We start from the raw sequence: 23,580 nt of genomic DNA on the forward strand, positions 1-23,580 counted from the left end.
TGACAGCGCACCCTGCAACCCGTGCCGAGCACTCACCGGCCATCGCACGGTGCACGACACCAGCCCGGCCCCGCGGCGACCCCGCCCCACCAGCACACCGAAACCGAGGCCCTCATGTCCCACTACCTGAAGCCGCGCCGTCTCGCCGTCCGACTCAACGGCACGATCGGCTGGCTCGCCCGTCGCGGCATCAGCCTCGCCGGCTCCGCCGACCTCGCCGTCCGCGGCCGCAAGAGCGGCGAATGGCGCCGCGTACCGGTCAACCCCATGGCGTACGAGGGCTCCCGCTACCTCGTCTCGACGCGCGGCGAATCCGAGTGGGTGCGCAACATGCGGGCGGCCGGCGGCGGCGAACTCCGCGTCGGCCGCCGCACCCGCCCGTTCGTCGCGGTCGAACTGCCGCCCGCCGAGACCCCGGAGCTGCTGCGCACCTACCTCGACCGCTGGGGCTGGGAGGTCAAGGCGTACTTCGGCGACCTCACCGCCGACTCCAGCACAGCGGAGTTCGTCGCCGCGGCCCCCCGCCATCCCGTCTTCCGCATCACCGAGTCCTGAGCAGTGGCCGGGACATTGACCGGGTGATGAGCGTCAAGACCACCGTCCGGACATCGGCTCCCAGCAGACAGCACGGACCGTGCGGACCCCGGCCGTGATCACCGGTCGGTGGCGTGGTCCGGCGGGCCGTCCGCGCGGGTCAGGCGCCGCGGTCGGCACCGGGGTCGGCACCGGGGCCAGAGCCAGGGCCAGGGCCAGGAACAAGACCAGGAACAGAGCCCGAACCAGAACCGGCGAGCATGGCGCGGGTGAGGCGGGCGGCGGTCCGGTACCACTGGCCGGCGCCCCGCAGCATGGTGTGCCGGCCGCGGGGCATGGTCAGGAGTTGCGCGTCCGCGCCGGCCCGGCGGGCGCGTTCGCTGAACTCGCGGGAGCCGCGGTAGTCGGTGGTGCGGTCGCGGGCGTCGTGGAGCAACGCGAGGCGTTTTCCCCGGAGATGGGCCACGGGTTCCTCCGGTGGGCACCAGGGCGCGAGGACGACGACGCCGCGGACGGCGGGGTGACCGCCGGCGCGCAGCGCGGCCCGGCCGCCCATGGAATGGCCGAGGAGGACGATCGGCAGGCCAGGGAGCGCGCCGGCACTCCTCGCGTGTCGAGCTGTACCAGCGCATCGTGGCCGCCATCGACGACGGCACGTTCCCTCCCGGCGCGCGACTGCCACCCGAGCCGGAACTGGCCGGGCAGCTGGGCGTGAGCCGCTCCGGACTGCGCGAGGTGCTGATCCTGCTCCAGGAGGACGGGGTGATCACCCGCCGCCAGGGCGTCGGCAGCACGGTCAACCAGCTCCCTCCGGCCCCCGGCCTGGAACGTCTGCTGCCCGTCGAGGCCCTGCTGGGTCCCGGTACGGTCCGCTGCCGCCGGCTCGCCGCCGAACTGGAGGAACCCACCGACTTCTCCGGCTACCACCTGCGCCTCGCCCCGGCCGAACGCGCCTGTTTCTGGGAGACCGTCGTCGAGGTGGACGGCTCACCGGCCTGCTTCGCGCACGAGTGGGCCGTGGACGACAAGGTCCTGCGGACGACGGCCGGCCGCGACCTCCCCGACGCGCTCCGCGCCTCACTGGCGGAGCCGGACGCCACCCCTCACGACGCCACCGGCACACCGGACGGCACCATGCTCGCGGCCTTCCTCGACGCCGAGCCGGGCCACGGGCTCACCGCACGCAGCACCCTCGGCGCGACCATGCTCGGCACCGAACGCGGCCACGCCATCTCGCGCCCACCCGAGACACCGGCCCTGCTCCTCACCCAGACCGTCTGGACCGCCGGCCGCCCCGTCCTGGCCGCCAAATACCTCTTCCCGGCCGGCGCCCCGTTGCTGTCCTTGGCGTCCCGTCGCTGAGACCTCGACGCGGGGCACCGGCCGGACCGACGGGCAACGGGCAACGGGCAACGGGCAACGGACGATCCGGCCGCGCCGTCAGCGCTCACGCACCGGTTCGAGGAACTCAAGCCGGTTGCCCAGCCTGTCGCACGCGTAGAAGCGCCGGTGCCCGGGGAAGTCGTCGTCCCAGGTGACGTCCACTCCGTGGGCCGTCAGCCGGTCGGCGAGGGCCTGGAGCGAGCTCACCAGGATCATCCCGGGGTGCGCCTTCCGGTTCGGACGGAAGTCCTCCTCGACCCCCAGATGGACCTCCAGGCCGCCGCCCCGGAACCAGCACCCGCCGCGCGCCGCCAGCGCCGGCGGTTTCGCGAGCTCCGCCATGCCGAGTACGCCTCCCCAGAACTCGCGGCAGAGCCCCTCCGCACCGGGAGGAATCGCAAGCTGCACGTGATGCAGGCCGCCCAGGGCGTATCCGAGGGTTTCCTGAGCCACGTCTCCCCCTCCGTGGAATCTTGACGTCAAGATAGTGGGGTCGGCCGGGCCCGACAAGAGGCACCGACCCGGCACCGATGCCCCTTCACGTCGAAGACAATCGACAGGGCACAGACATCGCCCCGGGCTGAGTGAATCCCCCATTCGGCACCCTGGCCGCCGTGGGAGCAGCGACTCTCGCGGCCGTACCCGTTGCGTACGTGGTGCGCCACCGAGCCACGCAAACGCCGCGCCCGGGGGAGCGGGCCGTCCGACACGGACCGGCGGGCTCCCCCGGTTCGTTCCGCGTCAGCCGATGAAGGCTTCGACGAGGGTCCAGACCGCCAGGCCGGCCATGCAGACACCACCGATGCGCTGCACGGTCTTCAGCGGGACGCGCTTGGCGATGAACCGGCCCACGATCAGCGCGAGCGCGGAGACGGACATCAGGGCGGCGGCGGAGCCGATGGCGGTGGGCAGCCAACCGTTGGTGGCGGCGAGGTTGGCGGTGGTGATCTGGGTCAGGTCGCCCCACTCGCCGATGAAGACGGCCATGAAGGCCGTGCCGTACACGGGCCAGAACCCGGTGACGGCCTTGGTGCCCGCCTCGTCGTCCTCGTCGTCGCCGCCGCTGCGCAGCAGGACAACGGCGCCGAAGGCGAACAGGGCGGCGGAGACGAGCTTGACCGCGATGGTGGGCAGCAGCCCGATCAGGCTGCCGGCGCCGACGGCTATGGCGACGTGCACGATGAACGCGGTGGAGGTGCCGAACCATACGTACAGCGGACGCATGCGGGTGCCCATGGCCAGTGAGGCGAACATGGTCTTGTCGGGGAGTTCGGCGAGGAAGATCAGCCCGAAGGCGGTGATGATCGCCAGGGGGTCGAGGGTCATCCGGGTGCTTTCTGCTGGGGCCGGGCCGCCGGCTCGTACGGCACCCAGTGAGGTGACGGGAGAACCCTTTCGGCCCGGCATGATGGTGCAGCCCCCACCGTTTGTGCGGGCCAGGTCATGCCGTGGCCGAAGGTCTCGTCCACCGGCCCGTCAGCTGCGGCCGGCCCGGTGGCCGGGATGCCCCGTGGAGCATCCAGTGTGTCGACCAGCGGTGTTTCGGGACTACTCCCCTTCGCCGCCCACCAGTGTAAACGGCAGGTATGGGGAGGGTAAGGCGGGTGCCAGGTGGTACCCGTCACTCCGGTTCGGGGCGACCCGGCGGGCGCAGGGCGGCGGAGCCGATCAGGCGGGCAGGGCGACCCGGCGCCGCCGGCGCGGCGCCACGACCCCGCCGGCCGGCCGGTCAGGGACGCGACCTAGCCGTGGAAGGTGGTGGTCGCCTCCAGCGCGGCGCGCTCGGTGGCGACCTGGTTCACCGGTGCGGCGGCGTCCGCGTAGCCGAACGAGACCCCCACGAGCAACTTCCCGGTACTGATTCCGAGTTCGCGGCGCACGGTGTCGGCGTAGAAGCTCAACAGCCCCTGCGGGCAGCTGTCCACGCCATACGCGGTCATCGCCAGGAGCAGCGTCTGCAGGTAGGCGCCGACGTCCGCGGCCAGCCGGGCATCGGCGCCGCCGTCGACGAAGAGGAAGGCGACGTGCGGTGCACCGTAGAACCGCAGGCTCTCGGCGTCGTAGGCGCCGCGTGCCGCATGATCGTCGCGGCCGATGCCCAGTGCGCCGTAGAGCCGGGCGCCGAACTCGGCCTGCCGGTCGTGCTGCACCGGCGAGTACATGTCCTGGCGGTACGGGAAGTCGGCGGAGACGCGGCGCGCGGCGTGGGCCGCCTGGAGGGCGTCCGCCAGTCGCTCGCGCACCGCGCCGCCGACCACCTCCACCCGCCACGGCTGCGCGTTGGAATTGGACGGCGCGGTACCGGCCAGCGAGAAGATCGCGCGCATCGTCTCCTGGGCCACGGTGTCGGCCCGGAACGCACGCACGGCGCGCCGGCCGCGGATCAACTTCTCCGCGTAACCACGCAATTCGGTGAACTCGGTGAACTCGGTGCGCCCGGACGGATCCGCGGACGCAGGCGTGGGCGCGCTCACGGGTGGAATCACGGACGGACTCATGGACCGGCTCGTGGACCGGCTCGCGGACGGATTCACGGGACTCTCCTCACGACGAATGAAGTAAACGGAACCGTTTACCGAAGTTGCGCCGACTCTAACCGGGTGCCGCGCCCGAAGTAAACGCGGACGTATACTTCCGGCATGGTTACGGCGAAGGAGACGACGCAACAGCGGGGGCGGGGCGCGCGGGAGCGCATCCTGGCTGCCGCCGACCGGTTGTTCGCGCAGCAGGGCATCACCGCGACCGGTATGGAGCAGGTCGCGGAGGAAGCGCCGGTGTCCAAGCGCACGCTCTACGTCCACTTCCGGACCAAGAGCGACCTCGTGATCGCCCACCTGCAGGCGCTCGCGTCGTCGGGGAAGACCCTGGAGGGCGTGCTGACCCTTGCGGAGCTCAGCCCTCGGGAGCGGATCCTCCGGCTGTTCGACCAGCCGGCCACGGACCTGGCTTCGGTGCGCGGGTGCCCGTTCATCGATGCCGCCGCGGAGTTCCCCGACCCGGCGAGCCCGATCCACGCCTACGCCCGCGAGCAGAAGCTGCTGATGGTGCGGCTGGTCACGGCATTGGTGGCGGAGCTGGGGTGCGTCGAACCCGCAGCGCTCGCCGAGCAGTTGGTGACCCTCGCGGACGGGGCGGCCAGCCGTGCCATGGTGCTGAACGAGCCGGACTACGGCCGGCACGCCCGCGCGGCCGCGCAGACACTCCTCGAACACGCCCTGCCCCGGGACGGGTCGGCATGTGGTGAAGTGCCGACATGACGTCCCTGCCGCACCGGGTCCTACGAGCGCTCGACCGCTTCAACGCCGCCCACCCCTGGGACCACAACGCCCACTACCACCGCTGGATCCTGCGTCAACTCCCCGGGCACTGCCACACCGCCCTGGACGTCGGCTCCGGCAGCGGTGACCTGGCCAGGCTCTTGACCACGCGCGCCGACGAGGTGCACGGAGTCGATGCCGACCCGACGATCACCGCCCGGGCACGCGAGCTGACGGCTCCGGCGACGCCGGTGACGTTCACGGCCCAGGACGCCCTGACCGGGCTTCCGGCCGGCGCGTACGACGTCATCACCTGCGTCGCCGCGATCCACCACCTGCCGTTCGCCGAGGCCCTCACGGTGTTCCGCCGGCACCTGGCTCCCGGGGGAACCCTTGTGCTCGTCGGGCTGTCCCGCCCCACGACGCCCGCCGACTATCTGCTCGGGGCCGCGGCCAGCCCCCTCAACGCCGCCATCGGCTGGCTCAAGAACAAGGGCCGCACGGCACCCCGCCCGGTCTCGATGACCGCCCCGACCCGGCCCGCGGACATGTCCTTCCCCGACGTCGTCCGCGGAGCCCGTGCGGTCCTCCCCGGCGCGCGGGTGCGCCGCCGGCTGTTCTGGCGCTACACACTCGTATGGCGCCACCCCTGAACGAACCCCGTTACCATCCGGCCCAGTTGGCACGGCGAAGCCATCCGGCCGAGCCCCGGGGGCGGCCTCGGGGGCGTGGTCGTCCGGCACGAGCAGCGGTCCGACGCCGGGTGCCGTTCGCGGCACGGCTCCCCTCGCCGCGCGTCGCATGCGGCCGGTGGGCTCCGATCGGGATTCGCTTCCGGTGCCGGGTCAGAGCCCTTCGGCGCCCTTGCGCACCCTTCCGCCGATTCCGATCACTCCCGCCCGGCCGACCGACGTCACGATCTGCGAGCCGCGCCCCTGGGTGAGGGTGAGGTCGCGGCCGAGACGGGCCGTCAGCAGCAGGGCCGCGGCCCCCGTGGCCTCGTCCTCGTCGATACCGTCCCCCCGGCCCGGGAACCCTCGCGCCCGCACTCGCCCGGCCGCCTCGTCCTGCCAGGCCCAGGCGTAGATCCACTCTCCGGGCGGCGGCACCGCGAGCCCTTCCACCTCCGCCGCCGAGTCGTACTGACGCAGCGTGCGCCCCGACGACCAAGCGGCCTGCGCCTCGATCCAGGTGAACTCCCCGGCACGCCGCACCCTCACCACCCCAGCGGGAGTGACCAGTTGGGACACCCCGAGCAGCCAGGCGGCCCCCACGCAGGGGTGCCCGGCGAACGGAAGCCGTGCGGTGGGGGTGTAGATGTCGATGATTCCCCGGGCGGCATCGTCGACGAAAACGGTCTCGCTGAGTCCGAGCCTTCTCGCGAAGGCCAGCCGCTCGCTCCGGGTGGGGACAGCGGCGCCATCCCGGACAAAACCGAGTACGTTGCCGTAGCGGCCGTCGGGATCGCAGAAGACCCGGGCCGTCTCAAAATCGATCACGCGGGCAGTCAACCACTCGGTACCCGCCACCGGCCCGAGGACGTCCTCCCACGTCCATCGATCGGACACGCACCAGGCACCTTCGACTGCTTTCGATCCGCTACGAGTTGGCCGGACTTCCCAGGAGCACCGCGGCCGCTGCGATCATCGCGGTCGGCGCTCCTGCTCCGCCCCCGACGTCGGCGGATCTCCCAGCGTCACGTTGCCCATCCGGATCGCGGCGGCGGAGCCGTGCGTGGCCCGGATGTCCACGTTCCCGCCGACGGCCAAGCCACCGCGGTCGGCCGACACACCGTGAACCGGAGCGTGATCGCCCACCAGTGCCCGCAATCCGGCCACGGCCGCGGCCTGTTCGGCCTCGTCCAGCGCCTCCAGCACCATCTCGAAACGGGTCTGCCACACCGCCGCCTGGCGAACCCGCGCCTGCTCGTCCGCGCCGTCTCCGGTGAGTTCGGCCGCGCTGCGGTCCAGCCGTTCCCACTCCGCCCGCTCACGTCGCGCGTCTCCGCGCCCGAACCAGCGGGCCACCGCCTGCCGGAGCCCGGCCCACGCGTCCGTACCGGCCGCCTGCACCACCGCGGCCCCGCCTGCCGCGGCCACCGCCGTCAGCGCTTCCTCGACCATCCCGGCCCCTTCCCCACCTGCCGTCACTCGGCTTGCCCGTCCGCTCGGCCTTCGCGCCCGCGGGCGGCTGCCTTCACGGCTCTCCCCCACAACACGTACCGCCGGAGCGGGAAGTTCCCTCATCCCGGGCTCTTCGCACGGTCGGTCGCCGCTTTTTCTGCCGCCGGGCGCGAACGCGGGGAGGGGGCGCCGGACTTCCGTCGACCGTTTCGCCCAGTGTCATGACCGGAAAGGTTCACCGGCGCGCGACACTCCCGGTCCGCCCGCACGGCTTCCCCCCGCTTCACCCGGCTTCACCCAGGGCAGAACGCCGCTCCCTTCCCCCGGCGCCCCGGATCCCTAGGCTGAAGGGGTGAGCACTCATGCGTCGAACGAAGCCCGCGTCATCCCGCTGCGCCCGCAGACCTCGCCGCCCGGTTCCGGTGGAGCGCCCCGCGCCCCGCAGCGACCGGCGGGAGCCCCACAGACACCCGCGCCGAGGGAACCCCTGTGGCGCGACCTCGTCGGCGATGTGCTGCGGCGCGAGCGGCTCGCCCAGGAGCGCACGCTGAAGGACGTCGCGGAGGCCGCCCGGATCTCGATGCCGTACCTCTCGGAGCTGGAGCGCGGACGCAAGGAGGGCTCCTCCGAGGTGCTCGCGGCCGCCGCCCAGGCCCTCGGGCTCGGCCTCGCCGACCTGCTCTCGCTCGCCCAGGACGAGTTGGCCCGGTACGCCCGGAGCCGGCCGGGCCGGGGCCGCGCGACGCCCACCGCGCAGTACGACGGCCTCTGCCTCGCCGCCTGACCGAACCGGCGGCCGGTACGGCGGGACGAACCGCCGTACCGGCCGGCTCACCGGCCCGCGGCCACGGCCGCGCGGGGTCAGACGAACGCGAGCCGCCGGCTCAGCACCTCGTCGGCGAGCCCGTAGGCGACGGCCTCCTCGGCGGTGAGCACCTTGTCCCGGTCCATGTCCGCGCGCAGTGTCGCCACGTCGTGCTGCGTGTGCCGGGCCAGGACCTCCTCCACCTGCGAGCGGATGCGGGCCATCTCCTTGGCCGCGAGGGTGAGGTCGGAGACCGTCCCCTGCCGGCCGCCGCTGGCCGGCTGGCCGAGCAGCACCCGCGCGTGCTGGAGCACGAACCGCCGCCCGGGATCTCCGCCGGCCAGCAGCACCGCCGCCGTCGACGCCGCCTGACCGACGCAGAACGTGGAGATCGGCGCCTGCACGAACGTCATCGTGTCGTAGATCGCCATCAGTGAAGTGAACGATCCTCCGGGCGAGTTGAGGTATATCGAGATCTCCCGCTCCGGGTTGGCCGACTCCAGGTGCAGGAGTTGCGCGATGACCACGTTGGCGACCCCGTCATCGATCTCGGTGCCAAGGAAGATGATCCGCTCGTTCAGCAGCCGGCTGAAGACGTCGTAGGACCGCTCGCCCTGCGCGGTCCGCTCGATCACGTAGGGAACCGTGTACGACCCCATGTCACAGCCCCGTCCGTCGGCGCGACGTGGCCGGGCGGATGTCGGCGAGCGACTCCACCACCCGGTCCACCATCCCGTACTCCCTGGCCTGCTCGGCCGTGAACCAGCGGTCCCGGTCGCCGTCCCGCGCGATCGTCTCCTCGCTCTGCCCGGTGTGCTCGGCGGTGATCCGCTCGATGGCCTTCTTGGTGAACTGGAGGTTCTCCGCCTGGATCTCGATGTCCGCGGCGGAACCGCCGATGCCCGCCGAGGGCTGGTGCATCATGATCCGCGAGTTCGGCAGCGCGAGCCGCTTGCCGGGCGCCCCCACGGTGAGCAGGAACTGGCCCATGCTGGCGGCGAAGCCCATCGCCAGCGTCGACACGTCGTTCGGGATGAGCCGCATGGTGTCGTAGATGGCGAGACCCGCGGTGACCGACCCGCCGGGGCTGTTGATGTACAGGCTGATGTCGGTGCGCGGGTCCTCCGCCGACAGCAGCAGCAGCTGCGCGCACACCCGGTTGGCCGACACGTCGTCGACCTGGGTGCCGAGGAGGACGATCCGCTGGGCGAGCAGCTGTGCCGCGAGGTGGTCGTCGAAGCGGCTGGGCGGTGTGTCGCCCTCCTCCGCGCGGGGCGGGAGCATGGCGAGGGGAGTCATCTTGTCTCCTTGTCGAGGCGGGGATGCCGTCGACTCCACTCTCGACCTCGGGAGGTCCCCGGATGCGGTTTCTCTGCCCGCCGCAGATTCGCCACGGGCAGAGACGTCAGCCCCGGCGCATCCCTGAAAACGCATAGGCCGCCGATGTGCCCAGGCCGTGGGGTTTCCCCAGCGTTCCAGCCGTTGCCCGGCCGAAGCGGCCGGTCAGTTCGTGCCACGGCGAAGCACATGCGGCCGCAGCTCGCCCATCGCGTGCTCCATGAGCACGGCGGTGAACTGCAGACCGCCGAAGTCGCGGCGGGCTCCCAGATATTCGATCAGGTCGGTCAGGGCATGGTCGACGTGTTCGAGCTCCCACAGCACCCCGTCCAGGAAGCGCCGCACACTGCTGACGAACCGATCGCGCCAGAGCGGGCTCATGGTGGCGGCCGTGCCGGTCCACAGACCTGCGAAGGCCCGTTCCACGGGATTGACCGGGATCAGCGGCCGCGGTAATCCGTCCAACGGCAGGAACAGCATCAGTCGTTCCACCTGAGCCGCGGCCGACTCATGGTCGTGGTCACGCCGGTAGAGCGGCAGGAATAGATCGTCGACGAACCACAGGGCAACATGCCAGTCGGTCACCAGCTCCAACTCGCAGGCGTCGGCATCCGGATGGGTCAACGCGATGAACAACGGGAAGTCGGCCTGATCGAATTTCTCCTCACTCCACCGTTGCGGCCACTCCGAGTACTCCTCGTCGAACATGCCCATCTGCCGGGCCGACTTCTTGGCATGTGCGCGGGCCTGGTCGACATGAGGGTTGAGCCGGGACTCGAACGGCATGTGGAACTGCGGCTGCGGAAGGGACCCCATAACCGGGTTGCTTCCCCTCCCGGACCCCGCGAGGCCGAAGTTCACTCTTGAGCCCCCCTGCCGCGGCCGTCCGATCACGGGAGTTGCCCCGACGCTTCGGCCCATGGCAGACGGTGCACACGCGACACCCGCCGTGGTCGGCTTCGGAGCCGCCGCGCCTCGGTACGACAGCCGCGGCTGCGTCTACCTCGGCGCGGTCACCGCCGCGGCCCATCTCAGCCCGTCTCTCCGATCATGATCCGAGGGAGGGACGGGCTCTAGTCCGCCGCTTCGCCGTCGATCAGGACGTCGCTCTCCCATTGGTCGGCCGACTGCCGGGCGAGCCGTACGTAGTGCTCGGCGATCCGGTCGGGGTCGAGGGGGGAGCCCGGGGCGACCGGGCCGCCGACGGTGACGGTGGCGATGTGCACCCCCTGCGGTCCGAACTCTTCGGCGAGCACCGCCCGGGCCGCGCACAGCCCGGCCTTGCCTATGGACAGACTGGTCGCCGCGGCGCGGGCGGTCGGCATGCCGGAGGTGAGCAGGACGGTGCCGCCGCCGACGGCCGCCATGCGCGGAGCCAGGTGCGTCACCGCGCTCACCGCGCCGACCACGTTGACCCGCAGTGTCGCCGCCAGTTCCGTGGCCGACAGTTCGCCGGGGCGGTCGTAGCGGACCCATGCGGCGTTGTACACCAGCACGTCGGGGACGCCGAGCCGCTCAACGGCGGCGTCGAGCCCGGACCGCAGCGAGGTCTCGTCCGCCGCGTCGGCCGGCAGGCCGAAGGCCTTGCCTCCGGCGTCCTCGACCGCCGCGACGGCCCCGTCGACGGTGGACCGGGAGCGGGCCAGCACGGCGACCGCCGAGCCCTCCCGGGCGAACCGGCGGGCCACGGCCTGGCCGATGCCGGGGCCCGCGCCGATCACGAAGGTTCCAGCCATGGTGGGTCAACGTCCTTTCGGTGGAACCGGGTCGAGCGCCTGCCGTCGACCGGAGCGGTTGCAGGGGTAACTCCGGCCGCCCTGCGGCGTATTCCGCGTTCCGCCGCGCGGATTCCCGGGCGTGCCGACGAGGCCGCGCCGCAGGTCACCCGCCCGGCGCGCACCCCGCCACCCGCTACCCGCCCACCCCCAGGAAGCGCAGTACGGCCAGTACCCTGCGGTGGTCGCCCCCCGCCTTGGGCAGGTCCAGTTTCGCCAGGATGCTGTTGATGTGCTTGGCCACCGCGCTCTCGCTGACGACCAGTTGGGCGGCGATCCCCGCGTTGGAGCGGCCTTCGGCCATCAGGGCCAGTACCTCGCGCTCGCGCTCGGTCAGCCGCTCCAACGGGTCGCTGGGGCGCCGCACCAGCAGCTGGGCCACCACCTGCGGGTCCAGGGCCGTGCCGCCGGCCGCGACCCGGCGCAGCGCCTCGATGAACTCCTCGACGTCGGCGACCCGTTGCTTGAGGAGGTAGCCGACGCCGCTGGTGTTCGCGGCGAGCAGTTCGGCGGCGTAGCGTTCCTCGACGTACTGGGACAGCATCAGGACGGCGGTGTCCGGCCACTGTTGCCGGATGACCAGGGCGGCCCGCACCCCCTCGTCGGTGAAGCCGGGCGGCATGCGGACGTCGACGACGGCGATGTCCGGGCGGTGCTCCTCCACGGCCCGCAGCAGCCCCTCCGCGTCCCCGGCCTCGGCCACCACCTCGAACCCGGCCGTCTCCAGGACTTTGACCACCCCGATCCTGAGCAGAACGGAATCCTCGGCGATCACAGCGCGCTTCTCAGCGTGCACGGCAGCTCCACGGTGATGACGGTCGGGCCCCCTGGGGGGCTGTCGATGGCGAGGGTGCCGTCCACTGAGGCCACGCGGTGCGCGAGCCCGGTCAGGCCGGTCCCCCCGGAGGGGTCCGCCCCTCCCCTGCCATCATCGGTGACCCGCACCCGCAGCGTGTCACCGGCCCGTGTGGCCATGACCTCGGCGCGGCTCGCCCGTGCGTGCTTGGTGACGTTCGCCAGGGCCTCGGAGACGACGAAGTAGGCCACCGCCTCCACGGCGGGCGCGGCCCGCTCGGCCACGTCGACGGTGACCTGGACGGGCAGCGGCGCGCGGGCGGCGATCCCGGAGAGTGCCGCGTCCAGTCCGCGGTCGTCCAGGACGTGCGGGTGCAGGCCGCGCACCAGGTGGTTGAGCTCCTCAAGGGCCTCCTTCGCCTCGCGGTGCGCCTCGTCGATGACCGCACGGGCCTCGGGCGGCAGATCGGTGAGGGTGGCCCGGGCCAGGCCGAGGTTGACCGCCAGGGACACCAGCCGCTGTTGGGCACCGTCGTGCAGATCCCGTTCGATGCGGCGGCGTTCGGCGTCCGCGGCGGCCAGCGTCTCGGCGCGGCGTTCCGCCAGGTCCTCGACCCGCCGCTCCAACTCCTCGGCCCGGCTGGGCCCGAGCAGCCGCCGGGCGATCACCGACTCCAGGCGTATCAGGGCACCGGTCAGGCGCGGCAGGAACGGCAGGACGACCAGCCCGGCCACGGCCATCTTCCAGCCGTCGACGTTGGCCCACTGGATGAAAGCCCACTCCTGCGGCAGCAACCAGTACCAGCCGTAGAAGGTGATGCCGGCGATGCTGCCCACCCACAGGACGAGTGCCACGGCCTCCACGACGCCCAGTACCGGACCGGCCAGCTGGTGGTAGCCGAGCTGGCGCCAGTACGAGCCGGTGCGCAGCCGCCGCCAGGCGCGCTGGAGGTCGTTGCGCCCCTTCACGGGCGGGGTGCGGGGGATGCCGGTGTCCGCGTAGGCGGCGAAGCGGCGGCGCTGGAGCCAGGTCACGGCCGTCGCGCCGACGGTGGCGAGGGCCAGTGCCACCACGGCGCCGCCGGGGGCGTAGACCACGGTGAGGCTGAACCACACCCACAGCAGGAAGGCGGCACCGTGCAGCGGGACGCCGGTGTACAGGAAGGCGAGCTGCCTGCGTATGCGGGCCGGGCGGCGTGGCCGCACGTCGGGTCGGGTCATGGGTACGACGGTAGACGCCCAGGTCAGCAGGGGCTATCACGCCAGTGTCCGGAACGGGGGTGTAGCTGGTGCCACCCCAAGTCGGACAGCGGTGTTACTGACCGGGGCCGGCGGAGGGTGGAGCGTTGCTCACGAGCCCGAAGGCCGGGTTCGTGACATCGGAAGGACCTCCTCCGCCATGGCCCTCCTCGCCTTCGACCCGCTTGTGGACGACGGACGTTGTGCAGAGACCGGCGTCGGCCGTGGCGGTCCGGTGCGCGTCGGCCGCGCGCACCGCTGGCAGGGCCGCGTACTGGCGGCCTCCGGCCTGGCCCTGCTGCCGTGGCTCGGCTACCTCGCCGGGACCCTGCCACCGGGCGAGGCGGCCGCCTGGGTCCCCCTCGACGCGCTGGAGGCCGCCGCCCTGCTCACCGCCGGAACCCGTCTGCTGCGCGCCGACGTCCGCCATCGCGCCCCCGCGGCCGCCGCGGCGGTGCTCCTCCTCGCCGACGCCTGCATCGACCTCGCCACCACCGCCCCCGGCCCGGAGCTGGCGGCCGCGACGGCCATGGCCGTCGCGGCCGAACTTCCCCTGGCCGCCCTGTGCGCCTGGCTTGCGTCGCGGCCGGCGCGGGGCACCTTGGGGGCGGGCGACGGGGCGTCCTGACGACCGGGCAGGCCGACTTCCGCCGCCTCCGGCTGGTCGCCGTCGACGGCGCCTTCGTTGCGCCGCGGTCTGCCAACGATGCGGAATGCGCAGCGCCGACGTCACCTCGGGTGCGGTCGACGCTGCGATTCCTGCGTTCTCCTGCGGCCGCCGGCGCCGTCCCGCTATGATGCCTTGGTTCCGTTCGACCGTCGCCCCTGCGATCACCGCAGGCCGCCGTCGTCCCCGCGCAGACGCCCGGCAGGACGACAACGAGCCCTCAGCGGCTTCGGATTCCCGGACCACCAGCCGCGTTCCGGCGGCGACTTCCCCGGCTCTGTGGCCGGGCCGCACGTCAACCCACCTGGCGACGCCTCACTACGGCATGCGCACACTCTGGACACCACGCACACCGCGCACGCCTGTCCAGGTATGCGCCTGCCGTCCTTGTCGCCCCCATGGAGGACACCACCGTGAAACGACAGACCGATGACACCGCGAACAATCCAGGCACCGACTCCGAACGATTCCCCGAGCAGTTCGCTCGCACCCGGCGCTTCTCCCTCGGCGTGCCCAGGCAGTTCACCCTCTCCCCCGACGGGCGACGGGTGCTGTTCGTGCGTACCGGGTCGGGCAGCGATCCCGTAGGGCGGCTGTGGCAGTACGAGGGAGGTGAGGAACGGCTGTTGGCCGATCCGGTGCTCCTGGTGGGCGGCGGTTCCGAGGACGTCCCCGAGGAGGAACGGCTGCGTCGGGAGCGGGCGCGGGAGCGTTCGGTGGGCGTGGTGGGGTACGCGACCGATGACGCGGTGCGGGTGGTGGCGTTCGCGCTGTCCGGTGCGCTGTGGGCGGTGCGGACGGACGGTAGTGCGCCGTTCACCGTGCCGGCGGCCGGGCCGGTGGTCGATCCGCGGCCGTCCCCGGACGGACGGTACATCGCGTATGTGAGCGGGCGTGCGCTGCACGTCGTCGAACTGGACGGCGACGACCGGCAGCTGGCGCGCCCGGAGGGGCCGGAGGTCTCCTACGGACTCGCCGAGTACATCGCCGCCGAGTCGATGGGCCGGTCGCGCGGCTACTGGTGGGCACCGGACGGCCGTGGCCTCCTGGTGGCGCGGGCCGACACCTCGCCGGTGGCGCGGCGCTACCTCAGCGATCCGGCGGACCCGGCCCGGCCGCCGCAGGTGATCCGCTACCCGTCGGCGGGCACCGCCAACGCGGAGGTGACGCTGCATCTGCTCACTCTGGACGGCGCCCGCACCGAGGTGTCCTGGGACCGCGCGGGGTACGAGTACGTCGTCGACGCGGGCTGGGACGCGCACGGCCCGTTCGTGGCCGTGCAGAGCCGGGACCAGCGGGCGCTGCGGACCCTCGCGGTCGATCCGGTGACCGGCGCCACCGAGGTGCGGCACGAGCGCACCGATCCCGCCTGGGTGGAACTGGTGCCCGGCACCCCGGCCCGGACGGCCGCCGGCGCTCTGGTGGTCCCGGAGGACGACGGCGACACCCGCCGGCTGACGGTGGACGGGCGGCGGGTCACGCCCGAGGGGCTACAGCTGCGCGCGGTCCTGGGTGTCGAGGGCGAACGGGTGCTGTTCACGGCGAGCGAGGATCCGACGGAGACCCATGTGTGGCGCCACGAGCCCGGAGCCGGGTGCCGTCGGCTGAGCGGAGAGCCCGGTGTCTGGACCGGCACCGGCCGCGGCGGGACGACCGTCCTGGCGGGCCTCACACCACGGGGGCACGAGGTGCGCGTCCTCCGGGACGACGACGGTCCGGCGGAGGGCTCCGCTCCGGGCATCGCCTCGCTCGCCGAGGAACCGGTGATCATCCCGCGGCCGATCCATCTCGCCCTTGGGAAAAGGGAGTTGTGTTCGGTGCTGTATTTCCCGTCCTGGTACCGGCAGGGCACCGGGACGCTGCCGGTGCTACTCGACCCGTACGGGGGGCCGGCGTTGCAGCTCGCCGTACGGGCGCGGGGGTGGACCGGCTGCGTGTCCCAGTGGTTCGCCGAACAGGGCTTCGCGGTCCTGGTGACGGACGGGCGGGGCACTCCCGGGCGGGGGCCCGTCTGGGAGAAGGCCGTGTACGGCGACCTGGTGGGGCCCGCGCTGGAGGACCAGGTGGACGCGGTGCGCGCGGCCGGGGAGCGCTTCCCGGACCTGGACCTGGGGCGGGTGGCGATCCGCGGCTGGTCGTTCGGCGGGTTCCTGGCCGCGGCGGCGGTCCTGCACCGCCCGGACGTCTTCCACGCCGCGGTCGCCGGCGCCCCGCCCACCGACCAGCGGATGTACGACACCCATTGGAAGGAGCGGTTCCTGGGCCACCCCGATGAGCAGCCGGAGACCTACGCGCGCTCCTCCCTGACCGGCCACGGCCATCTGCTGCGCCGCCCGCTGATGCTCGTCCACGGGTTGGCGGACGACAACGTCGCCGTCGCGCACACCCTGCGGTTCTCCGCGGAGCTGCTGGCGGCGGGCCGGCCGCACACCGTGCTGCCGCTGCCCGGTGCCACGCACCTCCCCGCCGACGACGCGGTCAACGCCAATCTGCTGCGCGTCCAGCGGGACTTCCTCAAGGACGCGCTGCCCGCCCCCGAGGAGGATTCCACCGGACGCTGACGCGCCCGCCCGCTGGTCAGTGGGCGCGCCGTGGGTGCCGCCAGCAGGTGAGGACGTCCTCCGTGGTCGTCACGGTGGCCACCAGGGACAGGGTGTTGCGGACCATCGCGGGGGTGTAATCGGCGGGCACCCCCGCGATGGCGTCGGCCGGAACGACCGCCGTGTAGCCGAGGTTGACCGCGTCGAACACGGCATTGGGGATCGCCACGTTCGCCGAGACCCCGGTGACGACGAGCGTGCGGCACCCGAAGTTGCGCAGCAGCGCGTCCACGTCGGTGCCGGCGATCGGTGAGAGGCCGTGCAGCCTGCGCACCACCAGGTCGTGCTCGGACACCGGTATGGGGTCGGCGACGCGCACCGCGGTCGACCCGGTGGTCTGGCGCACCGGCAGCCGCTCGGCCGCGCGGAAGAGCCGGGCGTTGCGGCTGGCGCCCCGGCCGTCGGGGCGCCGTTCGGCGATCGCGTGCAGCACCTGGATACCGGCGTCGTGAGCGGCCGCCACCAGGCGGGCGATCCGCGTCAGTGCTCCTGAGGTGCGTGCCGCTTCGGCCAGTTCGGGCAGTGCGCTGTCGGTGCCGACCACGCCGCGCTGGCATTCGACGGTGAGCAGCACGGTCGTGGCCGGGTCCAGCTGCTCGACGAGCCGGGCGTCCGAAGGCATCGGCGTTCCCCTCTGCGGAAGACGCCCCGGCGTCCGCGCAATACAGGCGGGCGCCGGGGCGGCGGACCGGGAGGCGCGAGGGTACCGACCATTGCGTCCGGCAGGAAGAGCCCCCATGATTTCTGACACTCCATCAGATTCATGGAAAGGGCGGCGAGGATGACCGAGACACCGCGCACGGCCGGCACACCGCGGACCGCCTCGCCCCAGCGGCGCGGCCGCCGGATCATGATGACCCCGCCGGAGTTGGACGCCTTTCTGGCCGAGCAGCGGACCTGCCGGGTCGCCACGGTCGGCGGGGACGGCACGCCACACGTGGGCGCGCTGTGGTTCGTCTGGGACGGGACGGCGCTCTGGCTGTACTCGATCACCCGCAGCAAGCGGTGGGCGCAGCTGCGCAAGGACCCCCGGATCGCGGTGGTCGTGGACGACGGACACGACTACGGGGAACTGCGCGGTGTCGAACTCACCGGCCGCGCCGAGTTCGTCGGCGAGGCGCCGCGCACGGGAGGGACCTGCCCGGAACTCGTCACTCCGGAAAGGCTGTTCGCGAAGAAGAACTTCGGGCTCGATGAGATGCCGCACGACGGCCGGCACGCCTGGCTGCGCCTGGCACCCGAATCGGTGGTGTCCTGGGACTTCCGCAAGATCCAAAGCTGACTGCACGGGACTTCACGTCGCACGACCGCCGCGGACCCGCGCCCCGGCCCGCCGCGCGAGCCGAGTTGTCCACAGGCAGGCGGCACGTCGATCACAACATCGTCGGTCTCTGCGAGAGTGGTCTCCGTCAGCCCGTTCCGCGCGGCGGCGCGTGCGGGATCGGGACAGCCCCGGCCCGCCCGGCCGGCCGGCCGGCCGCCGACACGAACGAAGGAGACCCGGTGAACGCGCTCTTCCCCGCCCTGTACGACGGCTCGCCCGCACCCGCGCTGCGCTTCGGTGACCGTGCCCTCACCCATCGCCAACTCGCCGCGGTGGCCGGCCCGCTCGCCGAACGGATCGGCGCACTCGCCCCCGGCAGCGCGCCCCGGATCGCGGTCTGGGCGACACCCACGCTGGAGACGTCCGTCGGCGTGGTCGCCGCACTGCTCGCCGGGGTGGCCGCGGTGCCGGTGAACCCGAAGATCGGCGAGCATGAGCTGACCCACATCGTGACGGACAGCTCCCCCTCACTGGTCCTGGCCGAGCCGGACGCCACCCTGCCGGGCCCGCTGGCCGCGCTCCCCCGCATCGACGTGGAGGTCACCGCGCCCGCCGAGGAGCCGGCGCCCGGCCCGCTCCCCGTGGAGCCGGGCGACGAATCCCCCGCCCTGATCGTCTACACCTCCGGGACGACCGGCCCGCCCAAGGGTGTCGTCCTCCCCCGGCGCGCCCTCGCCCGCACCCTCGACGCCCTGGAGGACGCCTGGCAGTGGACCGCCGACGACGTACTGGTCCACGCCCTGCCGCTGTTCCACGTCCACGGCCTGATCCTCGGCGTCCTCGGCCCGCTGCGCCGCGGCGGCAGCGTCCACCACCTGGGCCGCTTCAGCACCGAGGCGGTCGCCCGGGAACTGTCCGCGGACGGCACGATGCTCTTCGGCGTACCGACGATGTACCACCGCCTCGCCCTCGACGCCGGCGAGAATCCGGCTCTCGCCAAGGCACTGGCCCGCGCCCGGCTGCTGGTCTCCGGCTCCGCCGCGCTGCCCCTCACCGACCACGAGCGACTCACGGCCGCCACCGGCCGCCGAGTGATCGAACGCTACGGCATGACCGAAACGCTGATGAACACCAGCGTGCGCGCGGACGGCCCCGACGCCACCGGCACGGTCGGCGTCCCCCTCCCCGGGGTCTACGTCCGCCTCGTCGACGACGCGGGCCAGGCCATAGAGGCAAGCGACGGCGAATCGGTCGGCGAGATCCAGGTGCGGGGCCCCAACCTCTTCACCGAGTACCTCAACCGCCCCGACGCCACCGCCGCGGCCTTCGACGGCGGCTGGTTCCGCACCGGCGACATGGCCGTGCGGGACTCCTCGGGGAACTACCGCATCGTCGGCCGGAAGGCCACCGACCTCATCAAGAGCGGCGGCTACAAGATCGGCGCCGGCGAGATCGAGAACGCCCTCCTGGCGCACCCCGGTGTCGCCGAGGCGGCCGTCACCGGTGAGCCCGACGAGGACCTGGGCGAGCGGATCGTCGCCTGGATCGTGCCGGAGGCCGACCCCACCGCTGGCCCGCCCCCCTCCGCCCAGGAGCTGACCGACCACGTCGCCCGCCAGCTGGCTCCCCACAAGCGGCCGCGCATCGTGCACTTCCTCGACGCACTCCCGCGCAACGACATGGGCAAGATCCTCAAGCGCGACCTGCGGGCCGCGGCACCCCCGGCAGGAGCCGGCGATGCATGAGCACCCGCCGCGCGACGCGGCCGCCCTGCCCCACTTCCGCCTGACGGCCCGTCAAGCCATCGCGGCCGTCACCGACTCCTACACCGAATTCACCTCCACCACCGCCCCGGAGGAGCCGCGGACACCCGCACGTGCACCAGGTGTCGCCCCACTCCCTCCCCCCGACGGCCCGCTCGGCTGGCGCGGTTACGACGCCTCCCGGCAGCGCGCCCGCGACCGGACCGGCGAAGAGGAGTCGGTGCTCACCGCGCTCGCCACGATCGGCGACACCGACGCCGTGGTGCTGTCCTTCGAGTTCGGCTTCCTCGGCGGTTCCCTCGGCGAACGCACCGGCGACCGGCTGGAGGCCGCCTACACCGAGGCCCGCGAGCGGCGTCTCCCCCTCGTATCACTGATCGCCACGGGCGGCAGCCGAATGCAGGAGGGCATGCGGGCCCTGTCCCAACTCCAGCGGGTGGCCCGACAGTCGGCGCTCAACCGCGCCGCAGGACTCCCGCAGGTCGCGGTGCTCCGCGACCCGACCACCGGCGGGGGCTGGGCGACACTGGGCGCCGGAGCCGACGTGATCCTCGCGCTCCCCAACGCCCAGGTCGGCTTCGCCGGCTCACGCGTACGCCCCCCGGACGCCGATCCCCACGCATACTCCGCCGAAGGACAGTTCGCGGCCGGCCAGGTCGACGCCGTCGTCCCCGCCGACGCACTCCGCACCACGCTCCGCCGCTGGCTCCACCTGCTCGGCGCCGCGCCCACGCCGGAGATCGAACCACCCCACCCGGCCCCCGTTCCGTCCGCACTGGGCACCACCGACCTGCCGGAAACCGGCTGGGACGCGGTGGGCCGGGCCCGCGACGCCCGACGCCCGCGCGCCGAGGCGTACCTGCGGGCGTACTTCGACGACTGGGAGGAGATCGGCGGCGACCGGTGCGGCGGGCGCGACCCCGGAATGCGCTGCGGTTTCGGCCACCGAAACGGCCGCACCATCGCCTTCGCGGCCCAGTGCGGCACCGCCACCCGACCAGCCGGATTCCGCACCGCGACCAGGCTGATACGCCTCGCGGACCGGCTGGGCATCCCGGTCCTCACCCTCGTGGACACCCCGGGCGCCGCCAACGACGCGGCTGCCGAACGCGCAGGCGCCGGCGCGGCCATCGCCGACACCTTCGCCGCACTCGCCGCCGCCCGCGTCCCGGTCACCTCGCTCCTCATCGGCGAAGGCGGCTCGGGCGGCGCACTGGCCCTGGCCGCCCCGAACCGCCTCTGGGCCACCCCCGACAGCTACTTCTCCGTGATCGCCCCGGAATTGGCCGCCGCCATCCTCAAACGCGGCCCGGACCAGACCCAACACACCGCCGACCAACTCCACATCCGCCCACAGGACTTGCTCGACCTGGGAATCATCCAGGACATCGCCCACCCGGATTCCGCTACGGCGTGAGGGGCTTTGCGTTCCGGGGGGGCGGCAGAGGGATGGCGTGGGGGTGTCGGTGCGGGCTGGGGTGTCGGTGCGGGCAGGAGGTGAACTCGTGGTGGCGGGGGCAGCCTTGCATGGGGCCAGGCGTGGAGTGCGGGGGCATGACAAGGGCTGGCGGGGAGTGCTGCCGCCTTGGGGTGAGGCGCGCTGGACACCGGTCCGGAGGGGGCACCTACGCACAGCCTGAGCAAGGCAGTTGACGCTGCCTTGCGGGGGGGGAGGGAGTCGGGGGTGGCGGTGGGGGGGAGGGGCGGGGGCGGGGGCGGGGGACGAAACCAACGGACTCAAAAGCCCCTGCCCACAGCCCGCCCGTCCCCCACCCGTCAACCACCCCCACCGCCGCCCCCACCCGTCAACCACCCCAACCCGTCAGCTACCTCCCCCACTCGGCGGCCGGCCGTCCCCACCCCTCCCGGCATCCGCGGCGTCCCTGGCCTCCACCACCTCCGCGGCCTTCCGGAGCTCCGCCACGGCCGCCCGGATCGAGGGCCTGCGGTCGGCATCCGCACGCCAGATGGCATATACATGGCGCCGCATGGGATGGCGTACGGGCACCATGCTCACGCCCTCCGGAACCGGTCCGCGCCCCAGCCGCGGCGACACCGCGATGCCCGCCCCCGCAGCGATCAGGGCGAGCTGGGTTTGATGCTCCTCGGCCATATGCGCAATACGGGGCTCCACACCCTTGCTGCGCAGGGTGAACATCAGCCAGTCATGGCAGAACTCCGCCCGCGGCCAGGAGATCCACTCATCGTCCGCGAACTCCTCCAGCTCTACGAACTGCCGCCCGGCCAAAGGATGGTCCGACGGCATCGCCACATCGGACGGATCGTCGAGCAACGGCTCCTTCGCCAACCCGTCGGGCAGCGACAACGGCCGGTTGTACCAGTCCAGTACGACGGCCACATCGAGGTCACCTCGGACGACGCCGCGCACCGAATCGTCCGGTTCCATCTCCTGCAACCGCGGTCGGAGCTGCGGATGCTCGGCGCGCAGTGCAGCCAGTGCGGAGGGGAACAGTCCGCGCACCGCGGTCGGAAAGGCACCCATCCTCAACTCACCCACCGGCCGACCACGATGGGCTTCCAGCTCGGCCTGCGCCAGCTCCACCTGGGAGAGGATCCGGGCCGCATGGTCGGCAAGCAGGCGTCCGGCATCGGTCAGCCGGATGCCCCGCCCGTTCTTCGCCAGTAGTTGCTGCCCCGTCTCGCGTTCCAGCTTGGCGATCTGCTGGGAGACCGCCGATGTCGTCACATGCAGCCCTTCGGCGGCCGCGCTGACCGAGCCGTGCCGAGCGATCGCAGACAACGTCCGTAGCCGATCAAGGTTCAACATATAAGCAATGCTAAGCGGTACCCGCCATTAATTATCACTTGTGCTACGAATTTGAATCGCTGCATCGTAGACGCCATGAGCACCACCGACGCGGCTACCGCGCCCGCCACCCCCACCGACACCCCCACCCCCGGACGTGCGCCGGCGCCGACATCCGCCGCCAGGACCTCGGCCGCTTCCGGCCCCATCCAGGACGGGCCCGCGCGCCGCACCTTCGCCTGGCAGATCCGGTTCGCCGTCCTCTGCCTGGTCTGGGGTTTCAGCTTCCTCTTCATCAAGGTGGGGACGGAGGGGTTCGCGCCGTTGCAGGTCACATTGGGGCGGGTGGCCTTCGGCGCGCTGGTGTTGCTGGTGTTCCTCGTGATCAAGCGTGAACGGCTCCCCCGCTCGGCCCGTACCTGGGGGCACCTCGCGGTCGCCGCGTTCTTCCTCAACGCACTGCCGTTCTCGCTCTTCGCGTACTCCGAGCTGACGATCCCCTCCACACTGGCCAGCATCTGCAACGCCACCTCGCCGCTGTGGGGCATGGCCCTGTCGGTCGTGGCGCTCTCGGAGGACCGCCCGACCCGACGCCGGGTCGCGGGGCTCGGCATCGGATTCCTGGGCGTGCTCACCGTCCTCGGCGCGTGGCAGGGCTTCTCCGGCACCGACCTGACGGGCACCGCCATGGCACTGGGCGCCGCGCTCAGCTACCCCGTCGGCTGGATCTACGTCCGCCGCACCCTCGCCCGGGGCGAGCACTCGCACCTCGCCATGTCCAGCACCCAGCTACTGCTCGCCACCCTCCAACTGGCGATGGTCACTGCGCTGTTCACCTCGGCACCCACGTCGTTCCCCGTCGTCCCACTACTCGCCGTCTTCACCCTCGGCGCTCTGGGCACCGGCGTCGCGTTCCTTCTGCAGTACGGCTTGGTCGCGGAGGTCGGCCCCACCACCGCCCAGATGGTCACCTATTTCGTCCCCGTCATCGCCGCCGCGTCCGGCGTGGCCCTCCTCAACGAGCACCTCGCCTGGAACACCCCGCTGGGCGCCCTCATCATCCTGGCCGGCGCGGCCCTCACCCAGAGCAAGCCCCGCACCCCGTAGCCCCCACACCGGCCCGCACCACCGCACCACCGCACCACCGCACCACCGCAACCAAGGCCAAGGCCAACGCCAAAGTCGCCGCCGAGCACCAGAAGGCGCCACCTCCACCCCCTCAGCCCCAAAGCCCCCTCAGCGACCGACTGCCCTACCCCTCCCCCCTGGG

General features: G+C 72.6%; 26 protein-coding genes. 12 read left to right on the forward strand and 14 right to left on the reverse strand.

Annotated elements, in window-relative coordinates; translation table 11 throughout:
• Positions 1-114: 114 nt before the first annotated feature.
• Positions 115-555: a nitroreductase family deazaflavin-dependent oxidoreductase gene (locus tag CG747_RS34285; RefSeq protein WP_100605777.1), complete on the forward strand. Its 441-nt coding sequence runs from the start codon at positions 115-117 to the stop codon at positions 553-555.
• A 139-nt stretch (positions 556-694) separates the two neighbouring features.
• Here CG747_RS34285 and CG747_RS34290 read toward each other — a convergent pair whose 3' ends face one another.
• A complete protein-coding gene (locus CG747_RS34290) occupies positions 695-1,090 on the reverse strand; it encodes a hypothetical protein (RefSeq protein ID WP_180985819.1) in 396 nt (131 codons plus the stop codon).
• A 77-nt stretch (positions 1,091-1,167) separates the two neighbouring features.
• Here CG747_RS34290 and CG747_RS34295 point away from each other — a divergent pair, with 77 nt between their 5' ends.
• A complete protein-coding gene (locus CG747_RS34295; RefSeq protein WP_374701856.1) occupies positions 1,168-1,896 on the forward strand; it encodes a GntR family transcriptional regulator in 729 nt (242 codons plus the stop codon).
• A 78-nt stretch (positions 1,897-1,974) separates the two neighbouring features.
• On the opposite strand, the gene CG747_RS34300 is transcribed toward CG747_RS34295, so the two are convergent.
• The 3 genes from CG747_RS34300 to CG747_RS34310 form a co-directional block, all read right to left on the reverse strand.
• The gene (locus CG747_RS34300) at positions 1,975-2,370 is read right to left on the reverse strand and encodes a glyoxalase (RefSeq protein WP_100605778.1); all 396 of its coding nucleotides are present in this window, start codon (positions 2,368-2,370) and stop codon (positions 1,975-1,977) included.
• A gap of 288 nt (positions 2,371-2,658) precedes the next feature.
• Entirely contained in the window at positions 2,659-3,243 is a 585-nt protein-coding gene (locus CG747_RS34305) for a TMEM165/GDT1 family protein (RefSeq protein WP_100605779.1), read from the reverse strand.
• A gap of 416 nt (positions 3,244-3,659) precedes the next feature.
• Positions 3,660-4,391 (reverse strand): nitroreductase family protein, encoded by a 732-nt coding sequence (locus tag CG747_RS34310; protein WP_257980924.1) that lies wholly within the window; start codon positions 4,389-4,391, stop codon positions 3,660-3,662.
• Positions 4,392-4,556: 165 nt separating this feature from the next.
• Between CG747_RS34310 and CG747_RS34315 the strand changes: the two genes are divergently transcribed.
• Together CG747_RS34315 and CG747_RS34320 are read left to right on the forward strand one after the other, a co-directional pair.
• The gene (locus CG747_RS34315) at positions 4,557-5,174 is read left to right on the forward strand and encodes a TetR/AcrR family transcriptional regulator (RefSeq protein WP_100605781.1); all 618 of its coding nucleotides are present in this window, start codon (positions 4,557-4,559) and stop codon (positions 5,172-5,174) included.
• Positions 5,171-5,827 carry a bifunctional 2-polyprenyl-6-hydroxyphenol methylase/3-demethylubiquinol 3-O-methyltransferase UbiG gene (locus CG747_RS34320; RefSeq protein ID WP_100605782.1) on the forward strand — a complete coding sequence of 219 codons (657 nt, stop codon included), beginning with the start codon at positions 5,171-5,173 and terminating at the stop codon, positions 5,825-5,827. Before CG747_RS34315 ends, CG747_RS34320 begins: the two co-directional genes overlap by 4 nt.
• Before the next feature lie 192 nt (positions 5,828-6,019).
• On the opposite strand, the gene CG747_RS34325 is transcribed toward CG747_RS34320, so the two are convergent.
• A complete protein-coding gene (locus tag CG747_RS34325) occupies positions 6,020-6,673 on the reverse strand; it encodes a PhzF family phenazine biosynthesis protein (RefSeq protein ID WP_100605837.1) in 654 nt (217 codons plus the stop codon).
• Positions 6,674-6,817: 144 nt separating this feature from the next.
• Positions 6,818-7,297 (reverse strand): hypothetical protein, encoded by a 480-nt coding sequence (locus tag CG747_RS34330; RefSeq protein WP_100605783.1) that lies wholly within the window; start codon positions 7,295-7,297, stop codon positions 6,818-6,820.
• Between the two features lie 352 nt (positions 7,298-7,649).
• Here CG747_RS34330 and CG747_RS34335 point away from each other — a divergent pair, with 352 nt between their 5' ends.
• Positions 7,650-8,081, forward strand: a complete 432-nt coding sequence (locus CG747_RS34335) for a RodZ family helix-turn-helix domain-containing protein (protein ID WP_100605784.1) — start codon at positions 7,650-7,652, stop codon at positions 8,079-8,081.
• Positions 8,082-8,158: 77 nt separating this feature from the next.
• On the opposite strand, the gene CG747_RS34340 is transcribed toward CG747_RS34335, so the two are convergent.
• The 3 genes from CG747_RS34340 to CG747_RS34350 all read right to left on the reverse strand — a co-directional run bounded on the left by CG747_RS34340 (position 8,159) and on the right by CG747_RS34350 (position 10,226).
• On the reverse strand, positions 8,159-8,761 hold the full coding sequence (locus tag CG747_RS34340) for a ClpP family protease (RefSeq protein WP_100605785.1): 603 nt from the start codon (positions 8,759-8,761) through the stop codon (positions 8,159-8,161).
• A 1-nt stretch (position 8,762) separates the two neighbouring features.
• Positions 8,763-9,401, reverse strand: a complete 639-nt coding sequence (locus tag CG747_RS34345; protein ID WP_100605786.1) for an ATP-dependent Clp protease proteolytic subunit — start codon at positions 9,399-9,401, stop codon at positions 8,763-8,765.
• Between the two features lie 204 nt (positions 9,402-9,605).
• Positions 9,606-10,226, reverse strand: coding sequence for a hypothetical protein (locus CG747_RS34350; protein ID WP_146022198.1), 621 nt, complete (start codon positions 10,224-10,226; stop codon positions 9,606-9,608).
• A gap of 133 nt (positions 10,227-10,359) precedes the next feature.
• On the opposite strand from CG747_RS34350, the gene CG747_RS49975 reads away from it, so the two are divergent.
• Positions 10,360-10,494 (forward strand): hypothetical protein, encoded by a 135-nt coding sequence (locus CG747_RS49975; RefSeq protein WP_257980925.1) that lies wholly within the window; start codon positions 10,360-10,362, stop codon positions 10,492-10,494.
• A gap of 19 nt (positions 10,495-10,513) precedes the next feature.
• Here the strand turns inward: CG747_RS49975 and CG747_RS34355 are convergent, their stop codons facing one another.
• The 3 genes from CG747_RS34355 to CG747_RS34365 form a co-directional block, all read right to left on the reverse strand.
• Entirely contained in the window at positions 10,514-11,176 is a 663-nt protein-coding gene (locus CG747_RS34355) for an SDR family NAD(P)-dependent oxidoreductase (protein ID WP_100605788.1), read from the reverse strand.
• Positions 11,177-11,351: 175 nt separating this feature from the next.
• Entirely contained in the window at positions 11,352-11,990 is a 639-nt protein-coding gene (locus CG747_RS34360) for a response regulator transcription factor (protein WP_100605789.1), read from the reverse strand.
• Entirely contained in the window at positions 11,987-13,231 is a 1,245-nt protein-coding gene (locus CG747_RS34365) for a sensor histidine kinase (RefSeq protein ID WP_100605790.1), read from the reverse strand. The genes CG747_RS34360 and CG747_RS34365 overlap by 4 nt, the downstream gene beginning before the upstream one ends.
• Before the next feature lie 178 nt (positions 13,232-13,409).
• Between CG747_RS34365 and CG747_RS34370 the strand changes: the two genes are divergently transcribed.
• Positions 13,410-13,877 (forward strand): hypothetical protein, encoded by a 468-nt coding sequence (locus CG747_RS34370; RefSeq protein WP_100605791.1) that lies wholly within the window; start codon positions 13,410-13,412, stop codon positions 13,875-13,877.
• A gap of 437 nt (positions 13,878-14,314) precedes the next feature.
• Positions 14,315-16,477, forward strand: coding sequence for a prolyl oligopeptidase family serine peptidase (locus tag CG747_RS34375; RefSeq protein WP_100605792.1), 2,163 nt, complete (start codon positions 14,315-14,317; stop codon positions 16,475-16,477).
• A gap of 16 nt (positions 16,478-16,493) precedes the next feature.
• On the opposite strand, the gene CG747_RS34380 is transcribed toward CG747_RS34375, so the two are convergent.
• A complete protein-coding gene (locus CG747_RS34380; RefSeq protein WP_100605793.1) occupies positions 16,494-17,138 on the reverse strand; it encodes a cysteine hydrolase in 645 nt (214 codons plus the stop codon).
• A 159-nt stretch (positions 17,139-17,297) separates the two neighbouring features.
• Between CG747_RS34380 and CG747_RS34385 the strand changes: the two genes are divergently transcribed.
• The 3 genes from CG747_RS34385 to CG747_RS34395 all read left to right on the forward strand — a co-directional run bounded on the left by CG747_RS34385 (position 17,298) and on the right by CG747_RS34395 (position 20,960).
• Positions 17,298-17,798: a pyridoxamine 5'-phosphate oxidase family protein gene (locus CG747_RS34385; RefSeq protein ID WP_100605794.1), complete on the forward strand. Its 501-nt coding sequence runs from the start codon at positions 17,298-17,300 to the stop codon at positions 17,796-17,798.
• A gap of 221 nt (positions 17,799-18,019) precedes the next feature.
• Positions 18,020-19,525 carry an acyl-CoA synthetase gene (locus tag CG747_RS34390; RefSeq protein ID WP_100605795.1) on the forward strand — a complete coding sequence of 502 codons (1,506 nt, stop codon included), beginning with the start codon at positions 18,020-18,022 and terminating at the stop codon, positions 19,523-19,525.
• Positions 19,518-20,960 (forward strand): carboxyl transferase domain-containing protein, encoded by a 1,443-nt coding sequence (locus CG747_RS34395; RefSeq protein WP_100605796.1) that lies wholly within the window; start codon positions 19,518-19,520, stop codon positions 20,958-20,960. The genes CG747_RS34390 and CG747_RS34395 overlap by 8 nt, the downstream gene beginning before the upstream one ends.
• 405 nt (positions 20,961-21,365) lie before the next feature.
• Here CG747_RS34395 and CG747_RS34400 read toward each other — a convergent pair whose 3' ends face one another.
• The gene (locus tag CG747_RS34400; protein WP_100605797.1) at positions 21,366-22,331 is read right to left on the reverse strand and encodes a LysR family transcriptional regulator; all 966 of its coding nucleotides are present in this window, start codon (positions 22,329-22,331) and stop codon (positions 21,366-21,368) included.
• Positions 22,332-22,406: 75 nt separating this feature from the next.
• Between CG747_RS34400 and CG747_RS34405 the strand changes: the two genes are divergently transcribed.
• Entirely contained in the window at positions 22,407-23,417 is a 1,011-nt protein-coding gene (locus CG747_RS34405; RefSeq protein WP_100605798.1) for a DMT family transporter, read from the forward strand.
• Positions 23,418-23,580: the final 163 nt, after the last annotated feature.

This window comes from Streptomyces sp. CB02959 (assembly GCF_002803155.1).
GTDB lineage: Bacteria > Actinomycetota > Actinomycetes > Streptomycetales > Streptomycetaceae > Streptomyces.

Coding starts and splice junctions, on each gene's coding strand:
- CG747_RS34365 (WP_100605790.1), bottom strand. CDS start 13,231: ATGACCCGACCCGACGTGCGGCCACGCCGCCCGGCCCGCATACGCAGG.
- CG747_RS34315 (WP_100605781.1), top strand. CDS start 4,557: ATGGTTACGGCGAAGGAGACGACGCAACAGCGGGGGCGGGGCGCGCGG.
- CG747_RS34385 (WP_100605794.1), top strand. CDS start 17,298: ATGACCGAGACACCGCGCACGGCCGGCACACCGCGGACCGCCTCGCCC.
- CG747_RS34340 (WP_100605785.1), bottom strand. CDS start 8,761: ATGGGGTCGTACACGGTTCCCTACGTGATCGAGCGGACCGCGCAGGGC.
- CG747_RS34355 (WP_100605788.1), bottom strand. CDS start 11,176: ATGGCTGGAACCTTCGTGATCGGCGCGGGCCCCGGCATCGGCCAGGCC.
- CG747_RS34290 (WP_180985819.1), bottom strand. CDS start 1,090: ATGGGCGGCCGGGCCGCGCTGCGCGCCGGCGGTCACCCCGCCGTCCGC.
- CG747_RS34345 (WP_100605786.1), bottom strand. CDS start 9,401: ATGACTCCCCTCGCCATGCTCCCGCCCCGCGCGGAGGAGGGCGACACA.
- CG747_RS49975 (WP_257980925.1), top strand. CDS start 10,360: ATGGCAGACGGTGCACACGCGACACCCGCCGTGGTCGGCTTCGGAGCC.
- CG747_RS34305 (WP_100605779.1), bottom strand. CDS start 3,243: ATGACCCTCGACCCCCTGGCGATCATCACCGCCTTCGGGCTGATCTTC.
- CG747_RS34400 (WP_100605797.1), bottom strand. CDS start 22,331: ATGTTGAACCTTGATCGGCTACGGACGTTGTCTGCGATCGCTCGGCAC.
- CG747_RS34375 (WP_100605792.1), top strand. CDS start 14,315: ATGGAGGACACCACCGTGAAACGACAGACCGATGACACCGCGAACAAT.
- CG747_RS34285 (WP_100605777.1), top strand. CDS start 115: ATGTCCCACTACCTGAAGCCGCGCCGTCTCGCCGTCCGACTCAACGGC.
- CG747_RS34405 (WP_100605798.1), top strand. CDS start 22,407: ATGAGCACCACCGACGCGGCTACCGCGCCCGCCACCCCCACCGACACC.
- CG747_RS34320 (WP_100605782.1), top strand. CDS start 5,171: ATGACGTCCCTGCCGCACCGGGTCCTACGAGCGCTCGACCGCTTCAAC.
- CG747_RS34350 (WP_146022198.1), bottom strand. CDS start 10,226: ATGCCGTTCGAGTCCCGGCTCAACCCTCATGTCGACCAGGCCCGCGCA.
- CG747_RS34380 (WP_100605793.1), bottom strand. CDS start 17,138: ATGCCTTCGGACGCCCGGCTCGTCGAGCAGCTGGACCCGGCCACGACC.
- CG747_RS34370 (WP_100605791.1), top strand. CDS start 13,410: ATGGCCCTCCTCGCCTTCGACCCGCTTGTGGACGACGGACGTTGTGCA.
- CG747_RS34395 (WP_100605796.1), top strand. CDS start 19,518: ATGCATGAGCACCCGCCGCGCGACGCGGCCGCCCTGCCCCACTTCCGC.
- CG747_RS34330 (WP_100605783.1), bottom strand. CDS start 7,297: ATGGTCGAGGAAGCGCTGACGGCGGTGGCCGCGGCAGGCGGGGCCGCG.